We start from the raw sequence: 17,035 nt of genomic DNA, 5'->3' as shown, positions 1-17,035 counted from the left end.
AATTTTGCCATGGCAAGAAGGAGTACGAAATTAGTTCAATTGATATTTTTCGTAGGCCGAATATACAGGATTCTATCGGTAATAGTAGGGCTATGTTTTTTTCAAATAGAGCCAATTGTCAGGATATAAATGCATTCAAAACGATTTCATCAGGAAACTTTAACATGCTCAATATTTGGAATGAATATGACGGAACTAGCTGGATTCCAGCGACAAATTTGCCAGGACAAATGAATGATATTTACATTGATCAGACACACTTACTCACCTTAACTCAAAATGAAGAGGTCAAAAGCGTCTTTATAAACGCAGAAACCGGTGCAAATCAAAAATTAAATTTAAATGGATTTAATTTAGATGTCTATGGGAGTTTAAATGCCTTTTCAGGTCCAGCACCTGGAACTCCTACCGGTTCATGGAACAGTCAAAATTGGATTGGGAATGGGATAACAAGCACTTTAACTTTTAAAGGCAGCAGTAGAATTATCATACCCTATAATTCATGGAGTGGATTCACAAGTCAAATTAGATATTCGGTAATTTTTGATCCTGATCCAGGAGCAGAGTTGATTGTCGAAGAACCATTGAAGGCTCTTAGTTTTCGAATCGTATCTGGAACCGTCCGCCAACAATTAGATCTAACTGTTCTTCCCAACTTCTGTCCATCCTTTTCATTTAATAACGAGGCTCTCGTTTATGATGCAGGACCTTTTGGAACTTTTACTATCGAATCTGGCGGAACATTTGTCAGTGACTGTAATGATGATATCATTTTTCGCTCAGGTACAATAAGTGCCTTATTATTTGATTTACAAGCTGGAGGACAATTAATCTTTGAAGGTATCGCTCCAAAAATGGAAGTTGCCAATTTTCAACTAAATGGAACATTGGTTTTTCGAGGAAGCACGGGCACAAAATCTTTCCTTTCTACTACATTTTTGGATGCTGGTGTACCCAATCAAATCCATAACCTAGAGCTCCAAAGTAACAATAACCTTACATTACCAAATTCGCTCTCCTTTTCTGGGGATTTCATTAAAATCGGAACAGGTGATTTTATTGGCACAAATACTCACCTCACGGCTATTGGAACCTATGAGCAACATATTCCCGAAATTTCTTTACAAGATTTTAAGCTCAGCAAATCTAACTCTGATTTAATCATTCAGGGAGATTTGCATGTAATCAGAAATCTATATATGAATTCTGGATCATTGGATCTAAACAGCAATAATCTCGAAATAAACTCTTCAGGAACAGGCGGGTTAAATTATTCTGGGGGAAGCTGGAAAAATATCTCAACTTTCAATTATTTGAATCTTCCGGCCCTCCTCACTCCTATCAATGCAACCTTTCCTTTTGAGGATCAAACCAATGGTGGATTAAGAAAAGTACAGCTTTTAGGGACTACTGCCGAAGGAAACCTCAGCATAAATTTCACCCAATATCTTGGTGCTGAATACAATACCAGTTTTAATGACAATGATGGTACACCCATTCTTTATCGGCTGTTTTCTTACTTTCAATTTTCGGGATTGAATCCAAGCACAAACCTGCTTTAGATGAGAATCTCTGCAGATCAGTTAATAGTGGATGATGTAGGTGACCTTAGAATTGTCGGTACAGGCTATGCAGCTCCAGGAACTCACTTACCCGGATTAGATCCGGTGGACCTTTGGGCAAGAAGATCGATAGCTATCAATGATCTAGCTGGGATCAATTTTACAGTAGGTAGTTATCGGACCTTAAGCATCTTACCGATTGAAATACTATCATTTGAAGCGGATTGGAAGAATCAATTGGCCTTAATTTTCTGGAAAATCACTTTAGAGGGGGAAGTGAAAATTGAACTTTTTAAATCTAAAAAATCCGTGTCCAATTGGGAAAAAGTTACCGAAATTAGATCTGGATTCGACTCTAAACAAGAATTTCACACATTTGACCCCTCTGCTTCGCCTTATGAGAACACCTATTATCCATTGAAAATCACATTCCAAAGCCAGTCTAAATTTTCGAGTAAGGTTATTAGGCTCGCTCCATTTTTTCCAATAGATTCTAAAATAAAGATTTCCCCTAACCCCTATTCTTCTGGCCCATTGCTTATCCAAATTCCTCCTGAATTTGAATTACATGAAACTTTTGTACAAGTAGTCCTCATAAATGGGGAACTGATTTTCGAATCACCTTATCATTCCAGCGAGATTTCAGAGAAATTAATAAGTCTACCGAAAGGCCTCTACATCGTTCGATTCTTTAATGATGAGAAAATTCAATTCATCAGATGGGTTCATAGGTGAAATCAGATTATCAAAAAGCAAAATTGAGTTTCGCCCAATTTTTCTATCTTGAAAGTTCAACCTTAACCCAACCTATGACCATTTTATATGTATTGATCAGTATTGCCATTTTGGTATTGCTGATCGTATGGGCAAAGCTCAATCCTTTTTTGGCATTTTTGATTTCCTCTATTTGTGCTGGCTTTTTATTGGGAGTTCCTCCAGAACAAATTGCCAGTTCAGTTCAAAATGGAATGGGGCATCTTTTGGGGGATTTGGTCATTGTCATTGTGATGGGCGCAATGTTAGGCAAGCTTGTCGCCGAAAGTGGAGCAGCCCAACGGATCGCCAATTTTTTGATGAAGGTTTTTGGAGAAAAGCACATCACCTGGGCCATGTCCTTGACTGGACTTGTTGTGGGCATTCCCCTTTTCTACAATGTAGGTTTTGTATTATTGGTCCCATTGGCATTTACCGTGGCTTATCAATACAAAATTTCAGCTGTTTATGTGGGCATTCCTCTATTGGCAGCATTATCCGTAACTCACGGATTTCTTCCTCCACACCCTTCTCCTGCAGCATTGGTCGCTCAATTTGATGCCAATATGGGTTTAACCCTTTTCTATGGCTTCTTGATTACGATACCGACTGTCGCAATTGCAGGTCCCATCTTTGCCTCGAGGTTAAAAAATATTGAAGCGAAACCTTTGAAGACTTTTCAGGCTGAAATCAAAGACGAAAGTGAATTACCAGGGATTGCCAATAGCTTTATTACAGCCTTACTACCAGTTGTACTTTTGGTGAGCACAACTGCCTTGAACTTAAATATTTCTCCAGAAAGCTCATTTGCCCCAATTGTAAGCTTCATTTCTGATCCGGGAATGGTGATGCTGATTTCAGTCCTAATTGCGACCTATACTTTAGGTTTAAAAAGAAAATATTCCATGAGCCAGATCATGGATCTTTATACTCAAGCTACCAAAGACATTGCGATGATCTTGTTGATTGTAGCAGGAGCTGGAGCATTAAAACAAATCTTTACCGATTCTGGAGTAAGCTTGGTGATTGCCGAAGGTTTAAAAACCTGGCAAATGCATCCTTTGGTTTTAGCATGGCTAATCACCGCAATTATCAGAGTATGTGTAGGCTCAGCAACCGTAGCCGGACTCACGACAGCCGGAATAATAGCTCCTTTGGTAACCACTATGAATGTGGATCCAAACCTACTTGTTTTATCCATTGGGGCAGGAAGCTTAATGTTTTCTCATTTCAATGACGCCGGCTTTTGGATGTATAAGGAATTTTTCAACGTCAGCATCAAAGACACCATCAAAACTTGGTCTGTAATGGAAACCTTAGTTGCGGTATTTGGACTAATTGGAGTATTGATTTTAGACTTGTTTATTTAAAAAATATATGGAAACAGCAGAAAGTAACTTTGCAAAATTAGGACTCAACCTACCCCCCGCACCAAAGCCATTGGGAGTTTATAAACCTTGCCTGATTGATGGTAAATATTTGTATTTATCGGGACATGGGACCGTTCAGGATGATGGCACATTGATCATCGGCAGAATTGGAGAAGATATGGACATGGACCAAGGGAAATTAGCGGCAAGACAAGTCGGTTTGGCAATGCTTTCAACCATTAAAGCCAATTTGGGATCACTCAATAGAGTCAAACGAGTAATCAAAGTTCTCGGAATGGTCAATTGCATTTCTAGTTTCGAAAAGCATCCATTTGTTATCAATGGTGCAAGTGAACTATTCGCTCAGGTCTGGGGAGAAGAAAATGGAATTGGAGTAAGATCAGCAGTAGGAATGGGAACTCTGCCAGATAATATTCCTGTGGAAATCGAGGCGATGTTTGAATTGCATGAAGGTGCCTAAGGCTGCACCAGAGCCTTGTAAGACTCAAAAATATTCATGACGTCTTTGACATAATTTACCGCCAAATGACCTTTAGCGAATCCACTCTTTACAATGGGGTCCCGATAATATTCGGGATCACTTTTTAACTCCAAAAATCCTGCAACATCTTTCCAACTTTGAGTATTGGCTCCATATTTCAAGGCCAATCTCCAAGCGTCCTCCACATGACCATGACCAATGTTATAAGAGGCTAGGACAAATTTGATTCGCTCGTTTGTTTCAGGAACTCTTTCAATCCAGAACTTATCCAAATACCTCAAATATCGAATTCCGCCCATTAATGACTGAGTTGGATCATTTGGATTTTCCACTCCAAACCTCTCCAATGTTACAGGCATTAGTTGCAACAAACCTTTGGCACCTGCATAAGAGGTAGCTGTCGTATCAAATCTAGATTCTTTGTAAACCAAAGAGGCAAGCAATCTCCAATCCCAGCCTAATTCTCCAGCGCCTTCCTGAATCAATTCATCATAAACGGAAATTCTATTTCCAGCCAAAGAAGAAAATGGACTTGTAGATCTGAAATAGCTATTTTTAGAATTGAGAAAATACTTTGCATAAAGCATCGGAATGAACTCCTTCTGTTTATCACCAAGCCAATTGTTTACTGATTCTAATAGCTTCGGTGAATTGTCACGGACTACCCAGGAGACATTTTCAGAATCCGTCACTTTCCATTTGATATCCAACCCATCATAATAGGTGGCATTTGCCATGGCAATATTTTGATCCGCAAGTGTGTACTTGATTTCTCCTTCGACTACCTGATCTATTAAAGATTCTTCATGCAAGGGAGATTCCAAAACAGTAAAATCCACCTGAAGGGAATCCTTAATTTTACACAATTGGGATTTATAAATAGCACCATGCCTCACATAAACTGTATCTGACTGCAAGTCTTCCCAAGACTTTATCGATTCATTTTCTCGACTAATAAATACTGTACTGATTTTCCCCAAAGGAGATGTAAATGTCGCTTTACTCTCCCTATCAGCATTCGACTCAAGATTCATGGCTATGATATCTACTCTTCCATCATTGAGATATTCGAAAGCTTTGTCTATATCTGAAACCAAAACCAAATTAAGCTGTACGCCCAATCTTTTGGCAAGGTCTCTCAAAAGCTCATATTCGTAGCCCATCCTACGGCCACGGTAAATATAAAATCCTGTAGAATTATTATCCACCGCAGCTCTAATAAAGCCACGATTCTTTATTCCTTCAAGATCTAGAATGTAGGTTTCTTTGGCAAAGGAATCCTGAAAATGCTTCTCCAAAAAGGTGCATTGCACACCAAAAAGCATGATTATCAGTGTTCCAAATAGAATGATGACTCCTTTTTTCATACACTGGGACTAGGCCCCGGATGTTTCGAAAGGTCTGATAGTCAAAGTGTATGCCAAAAAAGAAATTGAAAATTTTACCAATAAAAAAGGGCGATGTCTGTCGCCCTCTCAATTAATCTTCTGTTGGTAAGTCAAGCTGCTCGAAACTGTTCTCAAAAAATATCTTTCCAGATAGTCTCATCAACTCAATTTCTTGTTCTTTGATATTATAAATCGAGGTAATCAATCTGTTTTCAGCAGTCAATAAGTTTACCTGAGCATCCCGGAATTCCAAATAGGAAGCAATCCCCAAACGAAACCTTTCTAAAGCAATCTCTGAGCTTTCTTTTGCCACAGCATAGTTTCTTTGCTCAATTTCTAACAACTCACGATTATTCAGATATGTATTGAAGGCCCTATACAAATCGGACTTGAGTTGAATTTCAAATTGGTCCACTGCATAGCCTTGAATCTTTTGTTGAACTTTGGCATTTTGAATTCGACGATTCAATGTGAATCCTGAAAATAAATTCATGGTCACATTTCCCCCATAATTGAAACCTGAACGCTGGTTTTGAATCAAAAATCCTGCATCAGAATTGGAGGTATTGTTGACGTAATTTGCATTAAGATTGATAGCAGGAAGTCGAGAAACTTGTAATTCCTTCATTTGTAGGAACGCATCATTTTCTTGCCTTTGAATTACCAACCATTGCTTGTTATCCATAAATGCATTCTCCTCCAAATCAACCAATCTCAATTCCTCACCGACATTAATGGTATCATTTATTGAGAATTCTTGATCCGGACTCAAAGCCATCAATTCGTTCAAATTGATTCGGGCAGCTTTGATGACTTGATTTTGGGTTTTCAACAAACTCAAATCACTATTGTAATCCACCTCGGCGGTCAAGAAATCTCTTTTACCTGCTCCACCTAATTCATATTGGGCCTGTGCAATGTCCAAACGAGCTTGGCTAAGTTCTAAGGTTCTCTCCAAAACCTTATATCTCTGAAGCTCCAAAACCAATCGATAATAGGCAGTAGAAATACCGGCAACAGTATTTTCGACAGCCACTTTCGCTTGCAACTCAGATATTTCTTCCAATACTCCCAGTCTTTTCAAAACGACAATAGCTTCAGGACGGAAACCATAAATACCAGCTAGGGTAAAGTTTTCAGTTCTGGATTTCGCACCATCGATCTGGCGTGGTTCGGGATCATTCACAAATTTCTGCGTCACATCCTCCTTGGAAAAGCTTCTGGCATAAGTTGCATCTATCACAGGAAGAAAGGCACCCCAACCAATCCGGATATCACCTTGTCTCAAATTGACAGTTTCCACCGCCATTTTAATATCTAGATTGTTCTCCAAACCAGTTTGTATCGCCTTTTCGAGATCCAAAGGTTCTGTGGATTGAGCAAAAGAATATTGTATAAAAAGGCTCAAAACGAGCCCTAGGCATAACTTCTTCATTAAATTCTGGCTAGTCTTCCTTCTTTTGAAGTCAAATATGTATAAATAGCTGGGATGACAAATAGTGTAAGGATAGTCGCAAATGTCAGACCACCAATAACTGCAGCTCCCATAGGAACTCTACTTTCTGCACCTGCTCCTAGAGCCAATGCGATAGGCAAAATCCCTAAAATTGTAGAAAGGGAAGTCATCAAAATAGGTCTGAATCGAGCTACCGCGGCTCCATAGATTGCCTCTTTGATGTCCATTCCGTTTGCTTTTCTTTGATTCGCAAATTCCACAATCAGAATTCCATTTTTGGTAACCAAACCAATCAACATGATAATCCCAATCTGACTGAAAATATTCAAAGTGAAATTGAATGCCCACAAAGTCAATAAAGCTCCAAATATTGCAAGAGGTACAGTGAACATGATGGTCAATGGATCCAAGAAACTTTCAAACTGTGCTGAAAGAACCAAATAGATCAAGATCAAAGCAAACAAGAATGCGAAAATCAAACTGTTTGAACTTTCACGGAATTCTTTGGAAGGACCGGCTACATCTGTAGCAAATGAATCATCCAAAACCTCCGCAGCAATTCGATCCATTTCATCCAACCCATCACCAATAGTAAAGCCTTCTGCTAAGTTTGCCGACACAGTTGCAGAAACAAAACGATTAAATCGATACAATTGAGGAGGTGTACTTTTTTCAACTACACTCACCAAATTATCCAACTGAACCAATTGTCCATTCTCAGCCCGAACATACAGCATTCTCAAATTGACCGGCTCATTTCTATCTTCCAACTGCATCTCACCGACTACTTGATATTGCTTTCCATTCATAATGAAATAGGCAAATCGCTGTCCGGAATAGGAAAGTTGAAGTGTTCTTGCGATCTCTTGAACAGAAACCCCAATATTTCTTGCCTTTTCCCTGTCAATCTCAATTTCTAACTCAGGTTTGGTAAATTTCAAATTGATATCTGAGAAAATAAAGGTTGGGCTTTGAGCTACACGTTCCATAAATGTAGGAATCACTTCTTTTAGTTTTTCCAAGGTTGGAGCCTGTAGTACATATTGAACAGGAAGACCTCCTCTTCTATCCCCAATTGACTGAGGCTCAGAAGCAAAGGCTCTTACTGAAGTATAAGCTTTTAATTTCTGGTTAATTTTATTGAAATATTCATGCTGAGTCATTGACCTATTTTCAGCGTCAGCCAAAATAAATCTCACGAAGCCAGAATTGGTACTTGAAGATCCAAAACCAGGAGAAGTAACTGATATCAAACCTGTCACTTCATCTCCTGGGAATGTTTCCAAGAAATCAGCCACCATTTGATCGATGACTCTATCCATATAACTAAAAGTCGCTCCCTCTGGACCTGCAAGCTGAATTCTTATTTCCCCCCTATCTTCTACCGGAGCTAATTCTGAAGGTATTTGATTGAATAACCAATAAATCCCAAATACCATCACCCCAATAATAGGGAATGCTACCCATCTGAAATTCATAAACCAGCTTAATGCACGGTCATATTTGTCATTGATCCACACAAAGCCAGGTTCCGTAAAGTTATAGAACCAATTATGCTTCTCTCTTCTTTTCAACAACCTGGAGCTAAGCATCGGTGTCATGGTCAAAGCCACAAAGGATGAAATAATCACCGATCCTGCTACAACGATTCCAAATTCTCTAAAAAGACGTCCAGTCGTTCCTGTTAAGAATATTACGGGAAGGAATACTGCAGCTAGCGCAACCGTGGTTGCAATTACTGCGAAGAAAATTTCCTCAGCACCTTGTTGGGCTGCTTGGAGTGGTTTTTCACCTTTTTCTATCCTCGCATAAATATTCTCCAAAACTACAATGGCATCATCTACCACCAGACCAATTGAAAGGACAATACCTAATAAGGTCAGAACATTGATGGAAAAATCCATCATATACATGATAAAGAAAACGCCAATCAATGAGATTGGAATTGTGATAACAGGGATAAAGGTGGTTCTCCAATCACGAAGGAAAAGGAAGATAATAGCAACCACCAAAATAAATGCTGTAATGATGGTCTCCTGAACTTCGGCAATAGAGCTTCTGATATATTTTGTAGAGTCAAAACCTATTTCTAAACCTACATCAGCCGGAAGATCTTTTTTGATATATTCCAACCTTCTATAGAATTCATCAACAATCTCGATGTTGTTTGAACCAGGAAGTGGCACTAAAACCACACCAACCATCGGTACCCCATCTCGTTTCAGAACCGTTCTTTCATTGAGTGCAGCAAGCTCTGCTCGACCCACATCTTGGAATCTTACTATGTTGTTTTGGTCCTCTTTGATAATCAATTGATTGAACTCCTGAGGGGTAGAAAGCCTACTTTTTGTTCGAACTGATAGCTCTATAGTTTCACCTTCTATTCTACCAGAAGGCAATTCCACATTTTCTGATTGAACCTTTGAGAGGACATCCAAAGGAGTTACCCCATATGAAGCCATTTTCAAGGGATCCATTCTCAGTCGAATGGCATATTCCTTTTCTCCCCAAATCTGAACTCTACTGACACCAGGAATGGTTTGCAGTCTTTCTTTGAAAATATTTTCAGCAATATCCGATAGATCCAAAAGACTTCTCTCGTCACTTTTCACATTCAGGAAGACTATTGGTTGGGAATCCGCATCTGCTTTGGAAACCACTGGCGGTTCTGCATCTGGAGGTAAATTTCTTTGTGCACCGGAAACCTTATCCCTAACATCATTTGCGGCAGCTTCCAAATCTGCTCCGATATCAAATTCTACTGTAATACTACTTGAACCGTCATTAGAAGAGGAAGTCAAGGATTTAATCCCTTGGATACCATTAATAGCTTCTTCTAAAGGTTCCGTGATTTGTGCTTCAATTACATCGGCATTGGCTCCGACATAGGTCGTCCTTACGTTGATAATAGGAGGATCCACACTTGGGAACTCCCTAATCCCTAACAATGAAATCCCAATCGCTCCAAATAATAGGATTACTAAGGATAACACGATGGCCAATACAGGCCTGTTAATACTTAAATTTGAAAGACTTGCCATCTTAGTTAATTTGGGTTGGATTCAAAGGCATTCCTTGACGGACTTGCAACACTCCGGTAGCAAGGACCAATTCCCCTTCCTCAAGCCCACTGACAATCTGAACGTGAGTATCCGTTCTTGTTCCGATTTCGACGGTTTTAGCTTGAGCTTTGTTATCTGGACCTACTACATAAACTTTGTACCCCTGCAGTTCTGGAATTATAGATTCAGCAGGTACCATTAATGCATCTTCCGTTACATCTAAAACGAATCTGATTCTCACATACATTCCAGGCAAAAATCTCCCTTCTTTATTCGGACTTTGAGCTCTTAATTTCAATGTCCTAGTAGCGGCATCAATTTGTGGCTCAAAGGCATAGACTTCTCCAAGTACTTCCTCTGGGGTAGATTCATTGGTGAAATAAATTGGTGCTCCAATATTCACTTGATTTGCATAGCGCTCTGGAATAGAAAATTCAATTTTGATTGGATCAATATTTACTATGCTCGCAATGATATCTGAAGTTCCGATCACACTACCTTCCGATACTAAGCGCAAACCCAATTTCCCATTGAAAGGAGCTCTAATCACTCTCTTTTCCAATTGGGCTTCCACCAATTTTAAATCAGACAGTGTCGTATTATACTGATTCAAAGCAATATCATACTCTTCTTGGCTGATTGCTTCTCTTGCCAATAATTGCTTCTGTCTATTCTCTTGAGTTTCAAAAAGCTTTTGTGTGTATTGCAATCTTTGATATTGAGCTTGAAGTTCATCATCATCCAGGTACAACAAAGGAGTCCCTTTAGATACATATTGACCTTCTTTAAAGGCAATTCTTGTTATCAAGCCCGAAACCTCAGGTCGAATATTTACAGATTCATTCGGCAAGATGGTACCAGTCACCTGCAATTGATTTCTTAAAGTTTCAGGTTGAAGCTTTACCACACTCACTGGCAAGTCTTGGGGAGCCCCTGGTCCTGCTCCTGAAGAGGTCACAGAGTTTTCATTCGAATTTCTAGTATCCAGTCTAGGATATAAAAAAGCAACTATCACCAAAACAATGATTGCAATGATTACTATGACCTTAGTCTGTTTTTTCATGTAGAAAAGAGCTGATTTATATTAAGTTAAGCTTAACTATGAAAGCATGAAAAAGCCTATTTGTTTTCAAAAAAATTCAAAAATTGTAAATCACAATATTCGAATTATGCAATTTCAATATCCCATAGTTTGTCAGATATCGAAATTACGGAACCTTTCCTAGGAAAAATTTATAAAAGATACTGGAGGCAAATGAACTCAATCAATGGAAAAATAGAGGGATGCTTTTAAAGAATTTCTCCCTATATCATCTTAGTTTTTTTCAAAAATTCTTGAAAAAAACTTACAAAATCAGACTAAAAAAAACTGAAGTTCCCCTTTTGATAATTAGAAACTCCAGCTTTTGAGATGATTCAAATGTTTTTACAAACTCCAACCCACAGTGGTCTGAAAAATATAATCCAGCGTAGTTGCTCCAGAGACAGGTTGATTATCGTAGTTAAGAGTCGTACCCAAATTCACATAGAAATCAGACAAAAATTCATATTTGATATCTAATTTAAAATCCGTTCTGAATCGACCACTTTCTGTTAAACTTGGATATGCAGTCACATTAGTCAAAAGTGTTAAATCTCCAATATCATACAAACTCAATTCTGTCCCGATAAATGCTTCACCAGATCTTCTATTTGGTGTATCATCAAAATATTGTTCGTTGTTTAAGTTGGCCCCAACCTGAAAACCAAAATAAGACTTGTTTGTATGGACTACATACTTACCAATACCCGCTTTATTACCAACTCGGGATCTGATCAACTGTTCTGTATTGGATAGGAAAGTCAAATCATAAATCAAAAAGAAATCCCTTGGTAGGAAATAGGTAAAAGAAAAATTGGCATCAGTTCTTTTGGTCGGATCCACCTCATCTTGATTAGATCTTAGACTATTAAATGAGGTATTCATTTTCCATCTATCTGCCAAATACCCCAATGAACTCCTCAGATTAAAGGTTCTCAAATTATTAGCCTTAGTCAAACTCCAACCCAAATCGATGCTTGCAGACAACCGACTCCAAAACCCTTCATCCAATGCATTTAAATAGACCACATCATTCAAATTGACTATCAGGTTTTCGGTCCCCTCAGTTTCCTGAGAAATTTCCTTTTTCCTCAATCTTATCAGTGCATCAGGATCATAATAATTGATGATTATTGTACTATCAGAGACTGATCTTATTTTCCCATTATATCTCCTCCCGTTCGCGAGAGTAATTAAATAATTGGTTTTGGATTTGATCGAAATTAGCTCTTCCCACTTGGCTTTAAAATCACTGTCAGAATAATCAGTTTCAATAGTGATGACTCCCCTATCCATACTTTTTATCTCCCCAACTACAATATCCTTATTTTTAAATATCAGGGAATCCGTCTGTGCTTTAGACATTCCAAAAAACGATAAAAGAAAAATTAGTGAGAGATAGAACTTTTTCATATTGCTCAATTAAAAGGTTTTATATGTCTTAAAAATAAAAAAGCACCTCCAAAAGAAGGCGCTTTTCTATAAAATTTTATTCTAATATTAATTGAAGATGTATCTGACACCAAATTGCATACTCCAAGTAGTTCCAAAGCCTGAAGCATTTTGGAATGGATTTGTAGGCAATTGATTAGATACTCTATTCATGATCACATTTGGAGCAGTAGTCACAGAGCCAGATCTGGTCAATAGATTTTGAGCGTTGTTTAGGTTCTGCTGGATACCCCAATCGCTGTTAAGCATATTGCCAAAGTTCACAATATCCAAAGACAACTGAAGTGTATTTCTGCTTTCTCCGATGTTAGTAAAGATATCTTGTAGAATTCTCACATCGAATCTATTCAACCAAGGCTGCAAGAATGCATTTCTTGGCAAATAATCTCCTCTGTACTTATCCAAACCATTCTCAGAAACAAAGTTATCAAAAGCTTGTCTTTGCTGCTCAGCGGTAAATACCACCTCATCATTTGAAACAATATCCACGAAATTCAATTCAGAAGAATTTGCAGGAAGGTAAATCAAGTCTGCGTTGATTCCATCTCCATTGAAGTCATTGCTATAAGTGTAAGAGAATCTACCTTGGTGAGAACCATTGTAGTAAACACCCAATGTTGTAGCAAGATTACCATATTCAATTTTGTAGCTCAAATTAGCCATTACTCTATGAGGAGTAGCATAGTTTGAAATCCACAATCTTTGATCATTTGGATTATTGATGTTTGGAGAAGCTCCCCAAGCTGAACTAGCATTTGATCCTGCATTGGCAGAAACTTCTTTAGCAGCTGAATAAGTATAATAAACCGATCCGGTAAGTCCTTTCAAATCCAATACTGACAATCCAACTGTAGCACTGAATGCATTTCCTTTCAAGCTTGTATTAGAAAGTACTGTAGCATTATTTGCTCCCAAAGCAGGATTATAAGCAACAGAAGTACCTGGAAGTACTACCTCTCTATCGTCACCAGCATAGTTCATGTTGGTAGGAGACATTGCTCTGTTTGCACCAAACTGGAATACACCATTGATATCTCTAGTATAAAGGAGATCAGTAGTCAACAACAAAGGAGTATTTGGAATGACCAATTCAGCTCCTAAGCTACTTCTCCAAACCATCGGCATTTTGAATTCATCATCTACCAATGCGAATGAACTAGGAGCTCCTTCATTTGGATTTTGAATAAATACACTTTCAGCACCAGCAGGAGGGTTATTCAACCAGTAATATTGCTCAGGATTAAATGTTACATTTCCAATCCAACCAGCTACTTGGTCATAGCTACCTGGCTCTACGTTATTTTGAAGGACACCAGCACCAGTTGGCATATTTGTCAACCAAACAAAAGGCACTCTACCAGAAAATACGCCAGTTCCACCACGAACTACAAAGCTTCTGTCACCATTGACATCATAATTGAAACCAAATCTAGGAGAAAGCATCAATCTTGATTTTGGCCATGAACCAGAATCATAATTCTTAGGAGATCCATCTACGCTCAAGAACTCCAATTCATTGATAGATGGGTTAGCCGTCAAATCATTCAAGTAAATTGGCAATTCAGCTCTAACACCCAAAGTCAAAGACAATTTGTCAGAAGCTTGGTATTTATCTTGGAAATAAAGAGAAGCCAAACCAAAGTTTACTCTAGCATAGGTTTCTTGACCTTCATAAGGGTAAGTCAAACCAAACATGATAGGAGCAACTTCATTTGCAGTACCTGTAGTCAAGAAGTCTTCAACAGAAAGGTATCTGTAATAAGAAGTACCCATTCTCACATAAGAGTTACCAAACTTTTGAATTTCAAATGCAGCACCAGCAGTAAATGTATGCTTTCCATTGATCACAGTAAGGTTGTTGATGAATGAATAGTTATCGTTTACAACTTCATTGTTGTATGAGAACAATTCAGTACCAAAACTCATATAGTTGTTACCATTTGGATCACCATCCCAGATATCAACAAATGGGAAAAGCTGACTGCTTGGAGTAGTTCTTCTGTCTTGGATTTTAGAATAAGTAGCCAAGAATTGGTTAGAAACAGTGCTTGAAATATAACTGTTCAATTCCGCAGTCAAGGATCTTACAGAGTTTTCAAATCCGTAGTTTGCATTTTCAAAAGCAATAGAGTTTTGAGAAACACGGTTTGTTCCGGATCTCGGTCTCGGACCTGAACTACCGTTAGCCAATTGATTGGAGATACCTACCACTTGGTTATATCTTACAGCTAGTTTATGCTTATTGCTGATGTTCCAGTCAATCCTACCTAGCAATTTGGTGCTATAGTCTTTAGCTTCGCTAGCATATCCTTCGTATCTGCCTGGGTCATATCCCCAAACGTTGATCAAGTGATTTCTTACAGCTTCAAGATCCGCTACTGTAGTTCTTGCTATGTTGTTTTCAGCATCAGCAACACCATTAGTAGATGGCTTCCAAAGGTTTACACCTGAAGCGTTTCCACCCGTATTTTCTTCTCTTTCAAAGTTTGCGAAGAAGAACAATTTGTTTTTGATGATTGGACCACCTAATCTGAAACCAAAGTTTCTTGTAGCAGCATCAACTGGAGTCAGTTCATTGTCTCCAATTTTCTTACCCTGCAAATCTTGATTTTTCAAAAAGTAGTAAGCAGAACCTTTGAAAGTGTTAGTACCAGAACGAGTAACCGCGTTGATACCTGCACCGGTAAAACCAGACTGAGTCACATCAAATGGAGCAATGTTAACGGAAATTTCCTCAATCGCATCCAAAGAAATAGGCTGAGAGTTTCCTCCTGGAAGTGGGTTGCTGCTCAGTCCAAAACCATTGTTGAAGTTTGCACCATCCACTTGGAAGTTGTTGTATCGAGCATCTCTACCAGCAAAGGAGTTACCGCTTGCTTGAGGAGTCAATCGAGTAAATTCGGTAACACTTCTGTTGATCTGCGGAAGGTTAGCAAGTTGTTCGTTGCTGACGTTAGTAGATGTACCAGTTCTATTAGAATCGAATTCAGTCGATTTGGAACCAGTGATTACTACTTCAGAAAGCTCTGTGCTATCATCCGAAAGAGTCACTGAAAGCCCGTAAGGCTCACCTAATCTCAAAACAATTCCAGAATAAGATTGACTCTGGAAACCAATAAAGCTTACCTGAACGGTGTAAGGTCCACCAATTCTAAGGTTTGGAAGATTGAATCGGCCTTCCAAATTTGATACAGCGCCATACCTAGTACCGGAAGGCTCGTGGGTCGCTACCACGTTTGCTCCTGGCAACGGCTCTCCTTGCGCATCAACAACCTGTCCTTGGATAGAACTGGTTGTTACCTGAGCCTCAGCTATGCCCATCCCAACAAAGAGAAGTAACATACCTAGGATAATGCTTGGTAAATTTTGCCTCATAATTTTTTGTTTTTGTAAAGTTGGTTTTGAAAATATTACTCGATGCAAATTTAATTTGGATCGGTAGGTTATTGGGGTACTCTAGGTTAAATTTCCGACTGCTAATTTCACATTTATTAACATAAAAATAATACGAATTCCCTAATTATATTTTCTTTTGAAAGATGAATAGCGAACTTGAAATCAAAAAAATTCTGTCTTTCAGCCAAAAACAACTATTAAATTCTAAAAAACAATAACTACGCTTTTATTTTTAATTGCGTTGTTTTCAAAATACAATTTGGTGAAAATACTAAAAATTTATTCATCGCCATATATTTGACACTCAATCCCAAATTATCTCTGCCTTGAAAAACAAAAATATTATTTGGCTCTACATTTTTTTGTTTGCATCCATTCTGCATCTATCCTTTATTCTAGAAGGACTAGATAGTTATAGATTTTACTCTAAACCCTTGATATTATTGAGCTTAATCATCTATTTTTTTCAGATTTCAAGACCCATTTCATGGACGCTTTTATCCAAAGCGACAATGGGTGCATTGATCTTTTCCTGGATAGGAGACATTCTTTTGCTCTGGGAAAACCTATTTGTATATGGGTTGGGAGCATTTTTGATGGCACATATTTGCTACATCATAGCTTTCAAAATCGGACAAAGAAACCCAGGAAAAATAGGTGATATCAATTTTGTAAAAACTTTTCTAAGGAACTTGCCTATTTACATCTTGGCAGCATTTACCTATTATCTCATAAATCCCCATTTGGGACCATTAAAAACACCTGTGATCATCTACATTATCGTCATCGTCAGTATGGCGACTACTGCCACAGAGAGATATGGAAAATGTAACCCAGAATCATTTTGGCAAGTTTTTATTGGAGCCTTATTTTTCCTAATCTCAGATAGTATGATCGCAATCAATAAGTTTTACCAGCCTATTGAAGAGGCAGGAATAATAATCATGGGAACCTATTGTATTGCACAGCTCCTTATCGTCATGGGGATTCGTGCCCATCTAATCAAACCATAA

Annotated in this window: 11 protein-coding genes; 5 read left to right on the top strand and 6 right to left on the bottom strand. The window is 38.4% G+C overall.

Annotated features, from left to right (window positions below):
• Nucleotides 1–164: 164 nt before the first annotated feature.
• From O0V13_RS20275 to O0V13_RS20260, 4 genes are all read left to right on the top strand, one after another.
• Entirely contained in the window at nucleotides 165–1,562 is a 1,398-nt protein-coding gene (locus tag O0V13_RS20275) for a hypothetical protein (protein ID WP_268036849.1), read from the top strand.
• Entirely contained in the window at nucleotides 1,563–2,297 is a 735-nt protein-coding gene (locus tag O0V13_RS20270) for a T9SS type A sorting domain-containing protein (RefSeq protein WP_268036848.1), read from the top strand.
• A gap of 74 nt (nucleotides 2,298–2,371) precedes the next feature.
• Complete coding sequence (locus tag O0V13_RS20265; RefSeq protein ID WP_073573667.1) at nucleotides 2,372–3,685, top strand: gluconate:H+ symporter; 1,314 nt, start codon at nucleotides 2,372–2,374, stop codon at nucleotides 3,683–3,685.
• 7 nt (nucleotides 3,686–3,692) lie between these two features.
• Nucleotides 3,693–4,166, top strand: coding sequence for a RidA family protein (locus O0V13_RS20260; protein ID WP_268036847.1), 474 nt, complete (start codon nucleotides 3,693–3,695; stop codon nucleotides 4,164–4,166).
• Here O0V13_RS20260 and O0V13_RS20255 read toward each other — a convergent pair.
• The 6 genes from O0V13_RS20255 to O0V13_RS20230 form a co-directional block, all read right to left on the bottom strand.
• The gene (locus O0V13_RS20255) at nucleotides 4,163–5,554 is read right to left on the bottom strand and encodes a transglycosylase SLT domain-containing protein (RefSeq protein WP_268036846.1); all 1,392 of its coding nucleotides are present in this window, start codon (nucleotides 5,552–5,554) and stop codon (nucleotides 4,163–4,165) included. The genes O0V13_RS20260 and O0V13_RS20255 overlap by 4 nt on opposite strands.
• A 112-nt stretch (nucleotides 5,555–5,666) precedes the next feature.
• Nucleotides 5,667–7,010 (bottom strand): TolC family protein, encoded by a 1,344-nt coding sequence (locus tag O0V13_RS20250; protein ID WP_268036845.1) that lies wholly within the window; start codon nucleotides 7,008–7,010, stop codon nucleotides 5,667–5,669.
• Nucleotides 7,010–10,072: an efflux RND transporter permease subunit gene (locus O0V13_RS20245; RefSeq protein ID WP_268036844.1), complete on the bottom strand. Its 3,063-nt coding sequence runs from the start codon at nucleotides 10,070–10,072 to the stop codon at nucleotides 7,010–7,012. The genes O0V13_RS20250 and O0V13_RS20245 overlap by 1 nt, the downstream gene beginning before the upstream one ends.
• Before the next feature lies 1 nt (nucleotide 10,073).
• A complete protein-coding gene (locus tag O0V13_RS20240; RefSeq protein ID WP_268036843.1) occupies nucleotides 10,074–11,156 on the bottom strand; it encodes an efflux RND transporter periplasmic adaptor subunit in 1,083 nt (360 codons plus the stop codon).
• 363 nt (nucleotides 11,157–11,519) lie between these two features.
• Nucleotides 11,520–12,539, bottom strand: coding sequence for a DUF481 domain-containing protein (locus O0V13_RS20235; protein ID WP_268036842.1), 1,020 nt, complete (start codon nucleotides 12,537–12,539; stop codon nucleotides 11,520–11,522).
• 135 nt (nucleotides 12,540–12,674) lie between these two features.
• The gene (locus O0V13_RS20230) at nucleotides 12,675–16,001 is read right to left on the bottom strand and encodes a TonB-dependent receptor (RefSeq protein WP_268036841.1); all 3,327 of its coding nucleotides are present in this window, start codon (nucleotides 15,999–16,001) and stop codon (nucleotides 12,675–12,677) included.
• 347 nt (nucleotides 16,002–16,348) lie between these two features.
• On the opposite strand from O0V13_RS20230, the gene O0V13_RS20225 reads away from it, so the two are divergent.
• On the top strand, nucleotides 16,349–17,035 hold the full coding sequence (locus O0V13_RS20225; RefSeq protein ID WP_268036840.1) for a lysoplasmalogenase: 687 nt from the start codon (nucleotides 16,349–16,351) through the stop codon (nucleotides 17,033–17,035).

Source organism: Algoriphagus sp. PAP.12 (assembly GCF_026652115.1).
GTDB lineage: Bacteria > Bacteroidota > Bacteroidia > Cytophagales > Cyclobacteriaceae > Algoriphagus.
This window is presented reverse-complemented; position numbering and strand designations above follow the sequence as displayed.

Bases quoted from the DNA above. Each gene is read 5' to 3' on its own strand.
- O0V13_RS20250 (WP_268036845.1), bottom strand. From the start codon at position 7,010: ATGAAGAAGTTATGCCTAGGGCTCGTTTTGAGCCTTTTTATACAATAT.
- O0V13_RS20230 (WP_268036841.1), bottom strand. From the start codon at position 16,001: ATGAGGCAAAATTTACCAAGCATTATCCTAGGTATGTTACTTCTCTTT.
- O0V13_RS20255 (WP_268036846.1), bottom strand. From the start codon at position 5,554: ATGAAAAAAGGAGTCATCATTCTATTTGGAACACTGATAATCATGCTT.
- O0V13_RS20260 (WP_268036847.1), top strand. From the start codon at position 3,693: ATGGAAACAGCAGAAAGTAACTTTGCAAAATTAGGACTCAACCTACCC.
- O0V13_RS20245 (WP_268036844.1), bottom strand. From the start codon at position 10,072: ATGGCAAGTCTTTCAAATTTAAGTATTAACAGGCCTGTATTGGCCATC.
- O0V13_RS20275 (WP_268036849.1), top strand. From the start codon at position 165: ATGCTCAATATTTGGAATGAATATGACGGAACTAGCTGGATTCCAGCG.
- O0V13_RS20265 (WP_073573667.1), top strand. From the start codon at position 2,372: ATGACCATTTTATATGTATTGATCAGTATTGCCATTTTGGTATTGCTG.
- O0V13_RS20235 (WP_268036842.1), bottom strand. From the start codon at position 12,539: ATGTCTAAAGCACAGACGGATTCCCTGATATTTAAAAATAAGGATATT.
- O0V13_RS20270 (WP_268036848.1), top strand. From the start codon at position 1,563: ATGAGAATCTCTGCAGATCAGTTAATAGTGGATGATGTAGGTGACCTT.
- O0V13_RS20240 (WP_268036843.1), bottom strand. From the start codon at position 11,156: ATGAAAAAACAGACTAAGGTCATAGTAATCATTGCAATCATTGTTTTG.